Genomic DNA, 15,692 nt, shown 5'->3' on the forward strand with positions numbered 1-15,692 from the left:
GTACATTCAACACACATTCAGCGCCAGTCACATCGCCATCGTCGGATCGCCGCCCGGAGCAAGCCCGCTCCCACAAAGACCCGCTCAAGCCTGCACCACCTCGATCCCCAACGCCCGGTAGTCCTCGACATTGCCTGACGCCACATGCTGCTCGGTGATCAGCGTGTGCACGCGGTTGCAAGGCGCGACGACAAAGGGCTCCACCGCACCGAGCTTGTCCGCGGTGGTGACGGCAATCACATGGGAAGCACAGTCGAGCATCGCCTGTTTCACCGGCACTTCATCGAAGTGCAGTGAGCTTAAGCCCACCTGTGGGTGTATCGCGCAGACCCCGGTAAACAACAGGTCGGCCTTGATGCCCGCCAGCAACCGCAGGGTTTCGTGGCCGCTGGCCGACATCGTCGCCGGGTTGAGCTGGCCGCCGGCCAGGATCACCTTGATGCCTTTGTATTCGGACAAGGTAATGGCCGTCATCGGCGACGCAGTGATCGCGGTGATGGCGATGTCCACCGGCAGCGAGCGCGCAATCTGCAAGGTGGTGGTGCCGGAATCGAACACCACGATCTGACCGTCCTGCACCCTTCGCGCGGCCAATTGCGCCAGATGGGTTTTCACCTCGTCGGTTTCGCTGATCCGGGTGAAATAGTCCTTGCCCGTATCCTTGGGCCGCGGCAACGCCCCGCCGTGCACCCGTTGCACCAGGCCGGCGCTGGCCAGCTCCGCCAGATCGCGGCGGATGGTGTCTTCGGACACCGCGAAATGCTGGCTCAACTCCGAGGCCATGACCTTGCCGTCACGTTCGAGGATCAACAGGATCTTTTGCCGGCGCACTGACGGAAGTTCGGCTGCAGAATGGTTGTCGTGCATGTTTTTGCTCGTTTATGCATGAAGTTGCGCGTTACCCGAGAGTATCTGCAACCCGGCGCAAAAACAACGAACCGGCCAAGTATCATTTTTTTCGATCTTTCAAATCATTACAGCGAATTTTTTATTTTTCTGTGACCTGTTCAAGATGGCGCCGTCACTCATGTTTTGGATGGAAACTTCATGAATATCAATTTTGCCTTTGCGTGCATGATCGTGGTCTCGTTTACGATTGCGCTGGTACACGCCTGATGGCATGCAGCAGGAGCCGGCGTGGACTGGCTCCTGCCCGATGCATCGATCAGAATTTTTCCTGGATGTACTTGAACGGATAGTTCGGGTCCCGATAGTTACCGGGAGTCTGCCGTTTGGGCAGTTTCACTTTTGCCCGCGGTACTTCCTCATAAGGAACGCTGCTCAGCACATCGCTGATGATGTTCAGCCGCGCCCGCCGCTTGTCATTGGAGTTGGCGACCCGCCAAGGGGCGAATTTGGTGTCGGTGTACTTGAACATGTCGTCCCGGGCACGGGAGTAGTCGTACCAACGGTTGTAGGACTTGAGGTCCATCGGCGACAGCTTCCAGATCTTGCGCCCGTCGGTGATACGCGCCTTGAGGCGTCGGGTCTGTTCTTCCTGGCTCACCTCAAGCCAGTACTTGATCAGGATGATTCCCGATTCGACCAGTGCCTGCTCGACGCGCGGCGCCACGGTGAGAAACGTGCGCACCTGCTCTTCGCTGCAAAAGCCCATGACCCGCTCGACCCCGGCGCGGTTGTACCAGCTGCGATCGAAGATCACCACTTCACCGGCCGCCGGCAGGTGCGGCAGATAACGTTGCAAATACATCTGGCTTTTTTCCCGGTCGGTCGGTGCCGGCAACGCCATCACCCGGAACACTCGCGGACTGACCCGTTCGGTCAGCGCCTTGATGGTCCCGCCCTTGCCGGCGCCATCACGGCCCTCGAAGATGATGCAAATCTTCGCGCCCGTGTACTGCACCCACTCCTGCAGCTTGACCAGCTCGACATGCAGCTTCGCCAGTTCCTCGAGATACACCTTGTTCTTCAGCTTGTCGCCTTCGACCGGTTTGCTTTTCGGTGCAGCCTTCTTCTTTGCCATGCCCGTTACCTCCTTCAATGCGTCACACAGCGTCCGGAGTGCGCCCGGCCGCGTTCATTCAGCCTCGACTGCGCTGGTAATGCTCAACCGCCTGCTCCAGGTTCAGGAACATGCGCGCCTCGCCCAACGTATGGCCCAAGGGCGCCTTGATAACCATGTCCCATACGCCCGGGCTCATGCCCACCAGCCACAGTGAAATACCTTTTTCCCGCAGTTGCTGTTCCGCCCCGGTGAGCATTTTCAGGGCGGTGTACTCCAGGTCGAACACGCTGCGCAGGTCCAGAATCACCACGGAGGGCCTTGCATCTTCGATCAGGGGTCGCATCTTCATGCCGATGCGCTGGGCATTGGCGAAAAAAATCCGCCCTTCAGGCCGCAGCAACAGCAGCCCGTCAAAGTGTTCGTCATCGAGGTGTTCGGCGGACTGCGGCCGATACACATTGGTGCCAGGCTTGCGCCCGAGGACATGCACGGGCGGGTCCGAGACCTGATAGGCCAGGGCCAGCAACGAGACGATAATCGCCACGACGATCCCTTGCAGCGTGCCCAGCAACATCACGCCGATCATGGCCACTACGGCCCAGGCAAATTCGGTACGGCGAACCGACAGGATCTCGCGAAATTCCGCCGGCTCGATCAGGCCCACCGAATACACAATCACCACAGCGGCGAGCGTGGCATTGGGCATCAGGCCAATCAGCGGCGCCAGCAGCAGGCAAGTGCCCAACGCCAGTGCTGCGGTGACCAGTGCGGCCAGTTGCGAACGGGCACCGGCCAAACGGTTCACCGCCGTTTGAGTGGTCCCGCCTCCCGCGACCATGGCCCCCAGAAACGCACCGCCGATGTTGGCAACGCCAGTGGCCAGCAGCTCCCGATTCGGCTGTGGTGGGGGCTCGTCACTGCGGGCGAACGCGCGCCCCGCCGCGATGGTTTCGGTGAAACTCATCAGCGCGATGCCCATCGCCGAAGGCCACAGGGTTTCGGCCAACGACCATACCGGCAGGGTCGGCGCGGGCAATCCGATCGGCACCAGGCCGACGGCGGACACACCAAAGCTCTCCAGGCCAAACAGGCTCATGCCAATGATGCCCAGCGCCACCGCGATCAACGGTGCAGGCAGCCGCGGCGTAAAACGCTTCATGCCGACCAGCAGCAGCACCATGAACACACCGACCGCCACGGTGGGCAGCGAGGCATGACCGATGCTCTGGACCGTGGCCAGCAGATTGTGCACAAATCCGCCTTTGTCGATGTGAGTGCCGAGCAATTTGGGTAGCTGGTCGAGAACGATGACCACACCGATGCCGGCCTTGAAACCCACCAGCACCGGTTCGGAAATGAAATTGGCGACGAAACCCAGGCGCAGCAACCCCGCGACGATCAGGATTGCGCCCACCATCAGGGCCAGCGTGGCGGAACCCGCCAGCAAGGTCGTCGCATCACCAGCTGGACTGATCTGGCCCAAGGCGGAACCGGCGAGAATGGCCAGGGTGGTCGTGGTGCTGACACTGAGCGGGCGCGACGTACCGAGCACGGCATAGATCACCATCGGCACTAGCGCCGTGTACAGCCCGACCTGCACCGGCAGGCCGGCAATGGTGGCGTACGCCAGCGCCTTGGGAATGACCACGGCCGCGGCCGTCAACCCGGCGACCACATCGCCCCGCAGCCAGTCTGGCCGATAACTGCCGAGCCATTGCGGGATCAACAGGCTGCGCAAGATACCCCGCTGTGGAGTGCCTGGAACCCGCTCTGGCGGATGGCTGCCTTGTTGATTCATGAGTCACTCCAGTCGCAAATCGTCCCGTGCGGATGATGAGTGGGCTCAACTGACCGCACAATCCTTTAACTGCACGCGTAACCATTGCAAACCGTCATCGGCATCGAAGCACGTGTGCCAGCAGGCAATTCACGCGGGCTCGACCAGTTACAAATGTAGTCGGTTTGCACGGCTACGCCGCCATGTGGCTGGCGAAGGGGACAGACGCCCCACCATCACCGGTCAAAAATGGAAAGCCTTATATGGACGACGTCATGAAAGCGATAAATGAGCTATACCCGCTAACTCCCCCATTGCAGTTCTTCAGCTCAGGAGTTTGGCAATGAAGCTCAAAACCTCACTGGCAGCACTCATGGTTGCGGCAAGCCTGTTCGGCTGCACCACTTCATCGACCCACGGCGTGAACGTTACCCTGGTCGCCACCCGGCAAAACGCCGGTCAGATCGGCACCGTCACGTTGACGGACTGGGACAAGAAAACCGGGCTGAGTTTCTTCGTCAGCGGTGTTCCAACCGGGGTTATCCTGCCCTTGCGTCTTTACTCTTTCATCAATAACGGCAGCTGCCAGCAACCAGGGTCAGTCGCCTACGCGATGAACGACACCGTCAACACCGAACGCCAGGCCGTACGCGGCTGGTCTTTTACCAGAACCGCGCCTGTGCCGTTGCAGACCCTGCTTGACGGCAAGTATTCGGTGGTCGTGCGCACGGCTGCGACCGATGGCAACGTCGATATTTTTTGCGGGGATATCAAGCCTGAAGTGCCAGCGAAATAGCCGCGACCCTTTCACGCCAGCCCTCGGTACCGCTCGTGCCACCGGTTGTCCGGTGCGAGCGGTGGCGGCTGGTGAGTGCAAAGGGGCCGGTAGAAGCTGCGGTCACGAACCTGTCATTACTCACTGATAACGTCCTGGCACTGCCCCGAACCGCACTCGCTCGATCTCCGATCGCCAGCTCCCCGTACCAGGGCTTTGCCCATCCGCTCAAGGTGACACTTCAGGTGTACTCAAGCACGACGTGCAAGCAAATCATCATCAGGTCCAACGACATGAGCTGCGACGACTTTGGCGCGTTGTTCTCGAGCCTGTTCGGCAACCTCTATTGCGACTCTGCGCCGCCACCGAAAAACATCATCATCGGTGGGGTCTATGGCCGGCACGAAGGGGTCAGTTTTCGTCGCATGCACTATCGCGGTGATTTCACGGTGGCCTTTCCCGCACCCCTTGATGAAATCACCTTCGTCATTCCCACCGCCGGCAAGATCATCTTCAACCACGTCACCGAGTCGGTTGGTTTTGCGCAGATCGGCCTGGCGATCGACAAGGCCGAAGTCCGCTCGGCGCGCTTTGTCGATAACCATGCACAGCACGGGATTTCGATCAGCCGGCGGTTGATCACCGAACGACTGTCGATGCTGCTGGGCAAACCTATCTTGCAAAAGGTGCATTTCGAACCAGTGGTGGATCTGAATGTGTCGGCCTTGCAAGGCATCAGGGCGTTGATTGAACTGGCCACGGGCAGCGAATTCGACCTGCTGATCAACACAGGCTCGCTGATGCCTTCGCGCCTTCGCGAAATGCTGGTCGATGCGGTGCTCGAAACCTGGCCGCACAACTTCACCGAAGCCCTTCAGCGCCCTTCCCCACTGATAGCGCCGCGGCATGTGAAGCTGGCCGTCGAGTACATTCAGGCGCATCCCGACCACCTGGCCAGCGGTACGGAACTGGCGCAGCTGACCAACGTCAGCCTGCGTGCATTGCAGGAAGGTTTTCAGCGTTTCATGGGCACTTCGATCGTGGCCTATCAGCGCCAGGTACGTCTGGAGCGCGCCTATGCCGCGCTGTCCCAGGGGGTGTCGCCGTCGGTGACAGACGTGGCCTTGCAACACGGTTTCAGCAATGTCGGGCGGTTTTGCCAGTATTTCCAGAGTGCCTACGGCATCAGTCCCGCAGACTTGAGAAAGGGGGTGCGAACGCGGTCAATGCCAGTCAATTGAAGATTTGTGGGAGCGAGCTTGCTCGCGATGGCGTCGTGTCAGGCAACATGGATGCTGGCTGCAAAATCGCCATCGCGAGCGAGCTCGCTCCCACATTCAATCCGTGTCGCCCGCCAATCCTGCGTACGACAAAAAAAACACCACTCCCACAAATTACCTTAACTGATCGTCAGAACAGATAACTGGCCTTCAGGCCGCCATTGAAGCCGTGGCTGTCGCCGCCACCACTTGCGCCGACTTCCGCCCCCACGCTCCAAGGACCAAGATTGGCCATGACATTTACGCCACCGGTGAACTGATCACGGTTGTCGAAGGCGGCTTGCTGTTCAACGTCCAGGCCCAGCAGGTGCCCTTCGCTGTCGACTTCAGGGTCGCCCAATACATGCTCGTAGCCCACTTGCACTCCCGGCACCACTTGCCAGGCGCCCATGCTGACCGGTGCAAAGGATGCGTTGAGGTTGGCCACCGCGCTCTTGCGGGTCTGGTGGATGCCGTCGACGTCGAGGGCCAACTCGCTGCCTTTTTCCTGGAAGCCGGACAGGTTGACGTGACTGACCCGCACACCGAGGCTCGGTTCGAGGGTGACACCGTTCAACGGCACACGGTAACCCAAGGCCAGGGTCGCGCCGGTGAGGTTGCCATGGCTGTCGCCCTTGGCCGTACCCAGGCCGCCGCCGAGTTCGCGCTTGCTCTCGTAATCGAGATAACCGGCGCTGGCATCGGCATCCACAAACAGGCCGCGTTCCAGGCCGTTTGGTGCAAAGCGAGCGCCCACACTGAAGAAGGTCAGGTCGGTATCGGCCTCGCCACCTGCACCACCGACATTGCCGCTGCTGTAGCCGAAACCGGCATGGGCGCTGAGCTGTTCGGAGAAGCGCTGGGTCAGGCCAATCATCATTCCCTGGCTATGTTCGTTGCTGCTGGAGGCCTGAGAAGAGCCGTCGGTGCCCAGATAGCCCGCCAGGGCGGTGCTCCACAGGCGGTATTGCCCGGCCTTGAGGTCGATGCCGCTGGTGAACGGCGCGCCAGCCTGTTCGATCATCGCGCCCTGGCGCAACAGATAGCTGGCAGCGTCGGCATGCACCTGACCGCCGACGGTGGACTCGACGCCACCGAGGCTGCGCGCATCGATGGCCGACTGCAGGTAATAGTTGTAGGCGCTGTAGGTGCCCGACAGGTTGCTGTTCTGCAGTTGTTGCAACAACTGCGCGCCGGCAGCGGCGTTGCCGGCCAGGTCCGCCGCGCCAGGCAAGCTGTTGTAGAACACCATCTTGCCGCGCAGTACGTAGATGGTTTCCTGGGACAGGCCCAGGCCTTGCTTGAGGTAGTTATCCATCGTGCCGTACTGCGCGGTCACCTGGTCCAGGCCGGCTTGCAGGTAACTGGCCTCCACACCGATCAGCGGCCCATAGATGGTTGCCAGGCTCGGTGGCAACACCGCCAGGGTCGCCTTGATACGCGCGGCGGTGTAGTCGTTGGTCGCCAGGTAGTTGCTCATGATGGTGGCATCGTCGACCCCGGCGATGCTTTGCAACACTGCGGCGGTCCAGCCCGTACGGTCCTTGCCGGCGGTGCAATGGAACAGCGCGGCGCCGTCGACCGCGGCCAGCTCATTGAACAGCTGGTTGAACTCGCTGCGCATCCCCGGGTTCCGGACGAAATCACGGTTGGTGTCCTGCATCATGGCGGTGGCTTCGGCGGCGCTGTGGAACGCGATGTTGGTGACGTTCGCGCCAGACGTTGAGCCGCCGATGATGTCGATGTTGGTGTAGGTCGCACCCGTGGGCATCGTGTCGGGCGTGGCGGCGATCTCGCTGGGGGTGCGCAGGTCGTAGACAGCCTTGATACCCAGGCCGTTGAGGGTCGCCAGATCCGCCGCCGACGGGGTCAGCGCGTTAGAACGATAAAACACCCCGCCACGCATCGTGCCGTCATTGGCGGTGGAATACGCGGTGGCAAGACCGGCAACATCGCGGAAATTGTCGATGCTCTTCAGGCGTGGCGTGTTGAGGGGGACAGTCTCGGCAGCCTGGGCGGCAGCGATGGACAGGCTCAGAACAGACAGCGAACACACAAGTCGTTGGAACACAGTGCAGCCTCATTGAAATCGCGTTGGGCTGACTAATATCTACATTGAAATGACGCTGAACATGACAAATCGCCCGCGGACGCAAATCACTGCGCAATGTGTCCGGGTGGTTCGTTTTCTGTCCGTGTAATGCCCGGCGATCAAATTCCAATTGCAAAAAACCCGCCTTCTGCGGGTTTTTGGCTTCTCAGAATCTGATCTCTACAGCCGCGAACTCAATGGGATTTTTTCGAGGTCGACAGCCCGGCTTTACTCAAGCCTTTGGTGTTGTGATCACCTGGAGTCGAAGCCGAAATAGCCCTGGCCTTGGAGATGCCGCGAGTATCCTTGGAATGGGCGATGCCTGAGGTTGTGGTGCCATGACCGTTATCGTCATTGCGCTCACTACCGTAATGGTTCCCGCTCAGGCCATGGTCGCGCACGGATTTGCCAGCATGGTCGCTGTCCAGCCCGTTGCCGCGGCCGTTACTGCCGGAGTGGCCGGTGCCGGCGTGTCCGCCACCCATACCGCCGCCGTGGCCTGCGCCGTTTCCACCGCCATTACCACCGCCGTTGCCGCCACCGCCGCCGTTTCCACCGCCGCCACCACCGCCGTCCTTCGCGTATGCGGAACCCATGATCGACAGGCCATCAGGGAGCAGCGGGGCGGCTGCAAGCATCATGGCGCATGACATTACAGCAACGAGACTCTTGTTTTTAAAAAGCATGATTGCTTCCGTAGGAGGTTGATATCGCGTGACGTATGACGCGATATCCCTCCAACAGTTCAAGCACTACGACAGACGGCTGGAGCACCTTGAGTCAGCGGGAAGACTACCTTCCACACTTTAATCAAACGCACCGTCGAGAATTTCATAGACAAGCCCGGTGGCCAGCGCAACCAGGATCAGGTCCGTGCCGACTTGCTGCCATTCGTAACCGTCATAGTGGGGCAGCCTGCCGACCAGTCGGCCATCCAGTTTTTTCGCAATGCCGGGGGGAAGCGGCTTGCCTCGGGCAAGGTTCTTTTGAATACCCGGTGGCAAATCAGGCCCCGGGCTCCAGTAGCCTGTATTCACGCCTATGATCTCGAGCACGCTGCCACGGTTGATGCTCGGGCCGTTGCTCCAGTCCCCGCCACCGGAGTTTTTGTTCTTGTTGCCATGACCGCCCTGGTTGCCATGGTTGACCTTCCCGTTGCCCTGGCCGTTACCGGGATCGGCCAGCGCCGTCACCGAGCCGTAGACCAGAGTCAAGCAGGTAATCGCTGCAATCAATGATCGAGACTTGTACATGAGTCGTTCCTTCGTGGTGGGGAAGATTCTCTGAAATTTAGACGCTATTGACGAAGTTGGTTCCATCGAGTCACCAACCGCCAAACCGTCTACGCTCATCCGATCGAAGCCTTGCAGGCGTTTGCCGAAGGATGGGGCGTGTCGATCTACAGGCACAACTCTAATACCTTGTATGGAATTCCATTCGGTGAGTGCCCATTCGGCCCGAGATACTCACCGCAACCTGCTTCGATGTGAATCCACGCTTGATACGTCGCAGATACTTCAATGCGTGGCGCTGTTTCCCGATTGTTACCTCGGCGCCGCAGTTGTCACTTCTGCGCCGCCGAACTGGCCAATAGAGTATGGCCGTCGGTGTGGAACAGGGTCGTCGACTTGTCGGCCCGCGCTGGCACCGATCCCCCCATCACGGAAGAGGTGAATCATGAGTTTCGTCAAAGTGGAAAAAAACCAGAGCAGCGCCCCGTCGGAAGCCGACATGAAAAAAGCCATGGTCGAGTCGGGCGGCAAGCCGGGCGAGGTCACCGGGACCAATGCCGCCCGCACCCTGACCTACACCGGCGTGGTCAATCACACGGTGTACGAGAACAAGCTGATCGAGATCGCCAAGGGCAAACGCACCAGCTGGAACTTCGTCTGGGCCGATGCCAAGGCCGCCTGAGGTCAAGACGGGGCGGCCGATCGGCTGCCCCGCTGACTCAGCCCCTGATACAACCCCGATACCCGCTTGTAACACCAAGACACTTAGCCGCCCTGCCCCTCCCTCCTAGAGTGAAGCCATCAATGGACTGCAGCGCCAGGCGCCAGCAGCCCATTGTTTGCCCAACACACCACCAAGGAAGAGGGAAACCATGAGCAAATCAATCGCTGTCAGCCAACAGAGCCAGCAGCTTCACAATGATGTGCAAGAAGCCGTCAAGTCGATCATGGGTGCAACGCAACTGAAGGCGGCAGATTACGGCCGGGTACTGAGGTCGGCCCTGGCGGCCTCGCAAAAAACCGTCACCATCGAAATCGCCGCCGGCGACCTGACGCTGCTGAAGAAGTCCGGCTACAAGCTGTGCTTTGCCAAGAAGGTGGGTGACGCCGACTACAACGTGGTCTGGCAGTCCTATGACGCCTACCTGAGCAACAACGAGTTCAGCTGGACGCCGCAGTATCAGCTGTTCGCCTCCAACGTGTTCAAGGAAAACGTGCAAGTCAAAGTCTCGACCAACATCGTCAACATTGGCCTGGGGCAAACCTCGACACTTGATGAAAGCGGCCTGCTGAGCTCGGCGGTAACCGGTGGCCCGGACACTTCCCTGACTTTCGTGAACAACTACGCGCCGATTCATCCGGGGGTCAACCAGTTGTCCACCGGCATCGATGGCAATCAGGTCAGTACGCCGATCTACGTGGCCGTAAACCAGGTCGTCACCGGCAATACCGTGCTGACGCCGGTGGAAACCATCCTCGTGTGGTTCGAACAGAACGTACAGACCAGCACCATGTTCAGTACCTCACGCTCCAAGGCGATCGAAATCGATTTGACGTTCGATAACACCGCAGGTCGCCTTTACGAAGGCGGTCAGTGGAAAACCGTGTAACCGTCATGCCGGGGCAACCTTGCGGTTGCCCTTTCACTCCTCTTTGCCCGCCGTGGTGAAGTAGCCCGTCAGCGAGCGACAGATCGACTGCGCGAGGTCCTCCTGGGTGGCGATGCCATAGGGTCGATCACGATCGAACTGTGCCGACCAGCGAATCCGCCCCTGCGCCACATCCACCAGGCGCAATGACGCTCGCACCCGCGAAGGCTCGACCCGCACGCTGCCCTCCAGGCAATAGCTGTAACGCCCGCCACGCTTGAAGTCCGGTACCGGCTCGCTGTTGCGTGCCACCCGCATCAACACATGATTGGTCCCGGTCTGCGTCTGCTCGAACGACTCGAACAGTCGGCAACTCAACTCCTCGCACAAGCCCCGGGTAAAGTCATTGCCATCGCGGGTGAGGCAGGTAAACGGCTGGATCTGGACCACAGGATGGCGAGTGCCGACGCCCTTGGGCCGCAGCCGCTGATAGGTCAAGCGATAGCACCCGGGTGGAATGCACAAGCGCACCGGGTCCTGCTGGCCGTTGCCGGCGTAATGCGCTGCGAGCTTGCGCCGCAAGCGCCCCACCTGCACTCGCACCACCGGATCGTCGCCCGTGCAATACACTGCCGGGTCACGACGAAACACCTCGATGCCGATGGCGTGTTCGGTCAGCGGCGTTTTGCAAGCCTGAAGGTCGTGCTCGACCAGAAAGCGCAACAGACTGCCCATGCGTCTGGACTTGGCAAACAACGGGCTGGCCAGCAACAGCGCCAGCACCCGCTCGATTTCTTCCCGATCGAGCGGCTCGGGAACCCCCGCCGCAGTCGAATCGGCCATGCTTTTGATCACCATCGCCTGCCTCCGTGCAGGTTGCCGACAGGAATGGATGTCGCACTCCGTGATTATCCTCGCAGCGTGAGCAGGAATGCAGCTCGGGCACTGCAACGACCAAGCGTAGCAGCCGTGTTGATATCGGCAGGCAATTGCGATGGTAGCAACCCGCCATCCGACGAACGTTCAACCTAGACGCCTGAAAAATTTGCAGGACTTGTCGGGACAGACCCTATTAGAAGTTCGCCGGGGTGTTGGCACTGATGATTTCCGCCTCATCCGCCCCGATATTGCGAAACCGGTGCGGCAATGTCGTCGGGAAGTAATAGCCATCCCCGGCGTTGAGCACACTCACCTGGCCATCCACGGTCAATTCCACGGTGCCACGTGTCACCAACCCACACTCCTCGCCTTCGGAATGCACGATCGGCTCTTCCCCGGAACTGGCGCCCGGCGCGTATTGCTCGCGCAGCAAACGCATCTGCCGGCTCGGCACGGACGCGCCGATCAGCAGCAGGCGCAGGCCGTGGCGGCCGAGGTCGGGCTGTTCGTTGGCGCGGAAGACGTACTGGTGTTCGCGCGGTGGCTGATCGAAGGTGAAGAAGTCGGCCAGGGACATGGGGATGCCTTCCAGCAATTTCTTCAGGGAGCTGACGGAAGGACTGACCCGATTCTGTTCGATCAGGGAGATGGTTGCATTGGTGACGCCGCTACGCCGGGCCAGCTCGCGCTGGGACATTTTGTAGCTTTCGCGTACTAATTTGAGTCGTGAGCCCGTGTCCATGACAGCCTTATGTGCCAACCCGTAGGAGCGAGCTTGATCCGGGCGGCGATCCGACGATTGCGATTTTAGCCGCAACATTGATGTCGACTGAACCAACGCCTTCGCGAGCAAGCTCGCTCCTACAGGGATAATGGAGGGGTGGAGTGCAGGCGCGGATCACGCCGTTTTCCGGTCCCGGAAACGTGAAAGGCGGCTATTAAATCACGTTTGTTCGTAATGCTCAGCAGGTTCGATAAACGGCAGAAGAAAAGAACCGGTTGATGATAATTCTGAGTCAAGACACAAGACCTGTGGGAGCGAGCTTGCTCACGATGGCGGCGGGTCAGTCAACATCAATGTCGAATGTCAGACCGCTATCGGGAGCAAGCTCGCTCCCACAAGGGACGGCGGTGTTTCAAGTGTTAAAAAACCGGCGGCACCCTTTGGGGGCGGCCGCCGGCGAGGTAAAGCTTAAATGCCGAAACGGTCGCGCAGCGAGTAGTACACGGCGCCGAGGGCGGTCAACGGCGCCGAGAAGGTGCGCCCGCCGATCATTGGCATGTGCGGCAAGGAGGCAAACGCGTCGAAACGCTCGGCGTCGCCACGGATCATTTCCGAGATCAGTTTGCCGGCCAGGTGCGAGCAGGTAACGCCGTGGCCGCTGTAGCCCTGCATGTAATAGGCGTTTTTCTCGATACGACCGAATTGCGGCATGCGCGACATGGTCAGCAGGAAGTTGCCGGTCCAGCGGTAGTCGATCCTCACGTCCTTCAATTGCGGGAAGGTCTTGAGGATTTTCGGGCGGATCAGTTGTTCGATGTCGTCCGGCTCGCGCGCACCATAGACCACACCACCGCCGTACAGCAGGCGGTTGTCCGCCGTCAGGCGGTAGTAGTCGAGCAGGTAGTTGCAGTCTTCGACGCAGTAGTTGTTCTTGATCAGGCTGCGGGCCTGCTTTTCCGACAACGGCTCGGTGACGACGATCTGCGAACCGCACGGCATGCTCTTGCTGGTCACGCGGTTGTCCAGGCCCTGCGGCAGGTAGGCGTTACCGGCGATCAGCAGGTACTTGGCCTTCACCACGCCTTTTGCAGTGCGCACGGTGATTGGCTCGCCGTAGGTGATTTCCACCGCCGCCGATTGCTCGTAGATTTTGCCGCCCAGGCCGATGATCGCCGAGGCTTCGCCGAGTGCCAGGTTCAGCGGGTGAATGTGGCCGCCCTGCATGTCCAGCAGGCCGCCGACGTAGGCGTCGGAGCCGACTTCGCGCTTGATGTCGGCCGCGTCGAGCATTTTCAGGTTCTTGTTGCCGTAGCGTTCCCAGCTCTTCTTCTGCTCGGCCAGGCCCTTGAGTTGCTTCTTGTTCATCGCCGCGAAGATACCGCCGGGACGGTAATCGCACTGGATGTCGTAGTGCTGTATGCGCTGACGAATGATGTCGGCGCCTTCGAAAATCATGCTGCCGAGGACTTCGGCGGTCTTGTCGCCGTAGCGCTCTTCTATGACATCGACGTCGCGGCTGTAGGAGTTGACCAGTTGGCCGCCGTTGCGACCGCTGGCACCAAAGCCGACTTTGGCCGCTTCCAGCACGGTCACGCTGTAGCCCGCTTCAGCGAGGAACAGCGCCGAGGACAGGCCGGTGTAGCCGGCGCCGATCACGCAGACGTCGCAGTCCACCGCCCCTTCCAGTACCGGGAAATCGCCGGTGAAGTTACGGGTGGCGGCGTAGTAGCTGTTTACATGCTGTTGGTGAAAAGAGTCTTGTTTCATACATTTCTCCGATGGCCGCCGACAGAGCCGGCGACCGTCGCTTTATTGTTATCAGAGCTTGATCCAGGTCGCTTTGAGTTCGGTGTACTTGTCGAACGCGTGCAGCGATTTGTCCCGACCGTTACCCGACTGCTTGAACCCGCCGAACGGCGCGGTCATGTCGCCGCCGTCGTACTGGTTGACCCAGACGCTGCCGGCACGCAGGCCACGGGCGAAGGTGTGGGCCTTGCTCAGGTTGCTGGTCCAGACGCCGGCGGCCAGGCCGAAGATGCTGTCGTTGGCAATCGCCAGGGCTTCTTCAGTGGTGTCGAAGGTGATGACCGACAGCACCGGGCCGAAGATTTCTTCCCGGGCGATGGTCATGGCATTGGTCACGCCATCGAAAATCGCCGGTTCCAGGTACAGGCCACCAGTGTCTTCGAGGGTGCGGCTGCCGCCGGCGATCAGTTGACCGCCCTGCTGCTTGCCGACTTCGATGTAGCGCAATACGTTTTCCAGCTGACGCTGATCGACCACTGCGCCGACGGTGGTCGCAGGATCCAGCGCGTGGCCCGGTTTCCAGGCTTGCAGGGCTTCCACCAGCAATGGAATGAACTGCTCGCGAATCGAACGCTCCACCAGCAGACGCGAACCGGCGGTGCAGACTTCGCCCTGGTTGAACGCAATGCCGCTGGCCGCAGCCTGTGCTGCTGCGCGCAAATCCGGCGCGTCGGCGAACACCACGTTCGGGCTCTTGCCCCCGGCTTCGGCCCAAACGCGTTTCATGTTGCTCTGCCCGGCGTAGATCATCAGTTGCTTGGCGATCGCCGTGGAGCCGGTGAAGGCCAGCACATCGACGTCCATGTGCAACGCCAGCGCCTTGCCGACGGTGTGGCCATAGCCCGGCAGGACGTTGAACACGCCTTTCGGGATACCGGCATCCAGTGCCAGCTGGGCGATGCGGATCGCGGTCAGCGGGGATTTTTCCGAAGGCTTGAGGATGAACGAGTTGCCCATCGCCAGGGCCGGGGCGAATTTCCAGCTGGCCATGATCAGCGGGAAGTTCCACGGCACGATGGCCGCGACCACACCGACCGCTTCGCGGGTCACCAGGCCCAGTTGATCGTGGGGCGTGGCGGCGACTTCGTCGTAGACCTTGTCGATGGCTTCGGCAGTCCAGCGGATCGCGTTGGCGGTCGCCGGAATGTCGATGCTCATCGAATCGCTGATCGGCTTGCCCATGTCGAGGGTTTCGAGCAGGGCCAGTTCTTCCTGGTTCGCCAGGATCAGATCAGCGAAGCGGATCAGGATGCGCTTGCGCTCGGCCGGGGCCAGGTTGGCCCACACGCCGGATTCGAAGGTACGGCGTGCTGCTGCGACTGCGGCGTTGGCGTCGGCTTCGTCGGTGCTGGCGACGTTCGCCAGGAAACGACCGTCCACGGGGCTGATGCATTCGAACGTGGCGTCACTGGCGGCCGCGCAGTATTGGCCGTCAATGAATGCGCGACCTTCGATAGAGAGGGACTGGAAGCGTTGCTCCCAGTCGCTGCGAGTGTTTGTCATGGTTGTGACTCGACGCAGGGGAATAGGTGATCGTCGGACCGAGGTCCGTCAATTCAAGACTTGAAATGCGATCCCCTGTAGGAGCGAGCC

Annotated in this window: 14 protein-coding genes; 4 read left to right on the forward strand and 10 right to left on the reverse strand. The window is 60.5% G+C overall.

The window, feature by feature from the left end; translation table 11 throughout:
• Positions 1-84 precede the first annotated feature (84 nt).
• From AC1DU9_RS16190 to AC1DU9_RS16200, 3 genes are all read right to left on the reverse strand, one after another.
• The gene (locus AC1DU9_RS16190) at positions 85-867 is read right to left on the reverse strand and encodes a DeoR/GlpR family DNA-binding transcription regulator (RefSeq protein ID WP_223457647.1); all 783 of its coding nucleotides are present in this window, start codon (positions 865-867) and stop codon (positions 85-87) included.
• 298 nt (positions 868-1,165) lie between these two features.
• Positions 1,166-1,984: a polyphosphate kinase 2 gene (gene ppk2 / locus AC1DU9_RS16195; RefSeq protein ID WP_223457645.1), complete on the reverse strand. Its 819-nt coding sequence runs from the start codon at positions 1,982-1,984 to the stop codon at positions 1,166-1,168.
• A 58-nt stretch (positions 1,985-2,042) separates the two neighbouring features.
• Positions 2,043-3,764, reverse strand: a complete 1,722-nt coding sequence (locus AC1DU9_RS16200) for a SulP family inorganic anion transporter (protein WP_223457643.1) — start codon at positions 3,762-3,764, stop codon at positions 2,043-2,045.
• 322 nt (positions 3,765-4,086) lie between these two features.
• Between AC1DU9_RS16200 and AC1DU9_RS16205 the strand changes: the two genes are divergently transcribed.
• On the forward strand, positions 4,087-4,539 hold the full coding sequence (locus AC1DU9_RS16205) for a hypothetical protein (RefSeq protein ID WP_223457641.1): 453 nt from the start codon (positions 4,087-4,089) through the stop codon (positions 4,537-4,539).
• A gap of 272 nt (positions 4,540-4,811) precedes the next feature.
• Entirely contained in the window at positions 4,812-5,759 is a 948-nt protein-coding gene (locus tag AC1DU9_RS16210) for a helix-turn-helix transcriptional regulator (protein ID WP_223457639.1), read from the forward strand.
• Between the two features lie 169 nt (positions 5,760-5,928).
• Here the strand turns inward: AC1DU9_RS16210 and AC1DU9_RS16215 are convergent, their stop codons facing one another.
• The 3 genes from AC1DU9_RS16215 to AC1DU9_RS16225 form a co-directional block, all read right to left on the reverse strand.
• Entirely contained in the window at positions 5,929-7,848 is a 1,920-nt protein-coding gene (locus AC1DU9_RS16215) for a tyrosine-protein phosphatase (RefSeq protein ID WP_477810471.1), read from the reverse strand.
• 215 nt (positions 7,849-8,063) lie between these two features.
• Positions 8,064-8,555, reverse strand: coding sequence for a hypothetical protein (locus AC1DU9_RS16220; RefSeq protein ID WP_477810472.1), 492 nt, complete (start codon positions 8,553-8,555; stop codon positions 8,064-8,066).
• Positions 8,556-8,675: 120 nt separating this feature from the next.
• Positions 8,676-9,122, reverse strand: a complete 447-nt coding sequence (locus AC1DU9_RS16225) for an anti-virulence regulator CigR family protein (RefSeq protein WP_223457636.1) — start codon at positions 9,120-9,122, stop codon at positions 8,676-8,678.
• Positions 9,123-9,546: 424 nt separating this feature from the next.
• Here AC1DU9_RS16225 and AC1DU9_RS16230 point away from each other — a divergent pair, with 424 nt between their 5' ends.
• Both AC1DU9_RS16230 and AC1DU9_RS16235 read left to right on the forward strand, forming a co-directional pair.
• Complete coding sequence (locus tag AC1DU9_RS16230; RefSeq protein ID WP_007982133.1) at positions 9,547-9,783, forward strand: hypothetical protein; 237 nt, start codon at positions 9,547-9,549, stop codon at positions 9,781-9,783.
• Positions 9,784-9,973: 190 nt separating this feature from the next.
• The gene (locus AC1DU9_RS16235) at positions 9,974-10,711 is read left to right on the forward strand and encodes a hypothetical protein (RefSeq protein WP_477810473.1); all 738 of its coding nucleotides are present in this window, start codon (positions 9,974-9,976) and stop codon (positions 10,709-10,711) included.
• A 33-nt stretch (positions 10,712-10,744) separates the two neighbouring features.
• Here AC1DU9_RS16235 and AC1DU9_RS16240 read toward each other — a convergent pair whose 3' ends face one another.
• The 4 genes from AC1DU9_RS16240 to AC1DU9_RS16255 all read right to left on the reverse strand — a co-directional run bounded on the left by AC1DU9_RS16240 (position 10,745) and on the right by AC1DU9_RS16255 (position 15,602).
• Complete coding sequence (locus AC1DU9_RS16240) at positions 10,745-11,548, reverse strand: hypothetical protein (protein ID WP_477810474.1); 804 nt, start codon at positions 11,546-11,548, stop codon at positions 10,745-10,747.
• Positions 11,549-11,762: 214 nt separating this feature from the next.
• Positions 11,763-12,311, reverse strand: a complete 549-nt coding sequence (locus AC1DU9_RS16245; protein WP_046042404.1) for a cupin domain-containing protein — start codon at positions 12,309-12,311, stop codon at positions 11,763-11,765.
• A gap of 450 nt (positions 12,312-12,761) precedes the next feature.
• Positions 12,762-14,060 (reverse strand): NAD(P)/FAD-dependent oxidoreductase, encoded by a 1,299-nt coding sequence (locus AC1DU9_RS16250; RefSeq protein WP_477810475.1) that lies wholly within the window; start codon positions 14,058-14,060, stop codon positions 12,762-12,764.
• Between the two features lie 51 nt (positions 14,061-14,111).
• The gene (locus AC1DU9_RS16255; protein ID WP_477810476.1) at positions 14,112-15,602 is read right to left on the reverse strand and encodes an aldehyde dehydrogenase; all 1,491 of its coding nucleotides are present in this window, start codon (positions 15,600-15,602) and stop codon (positions 14,112-14,114) included.
• Positions 15,603-15,692 lie beyond the last annotated feature (90 nt).

The organism is Pseudomonas sp. P4_C1 (genome assembly GCF_056402155.1).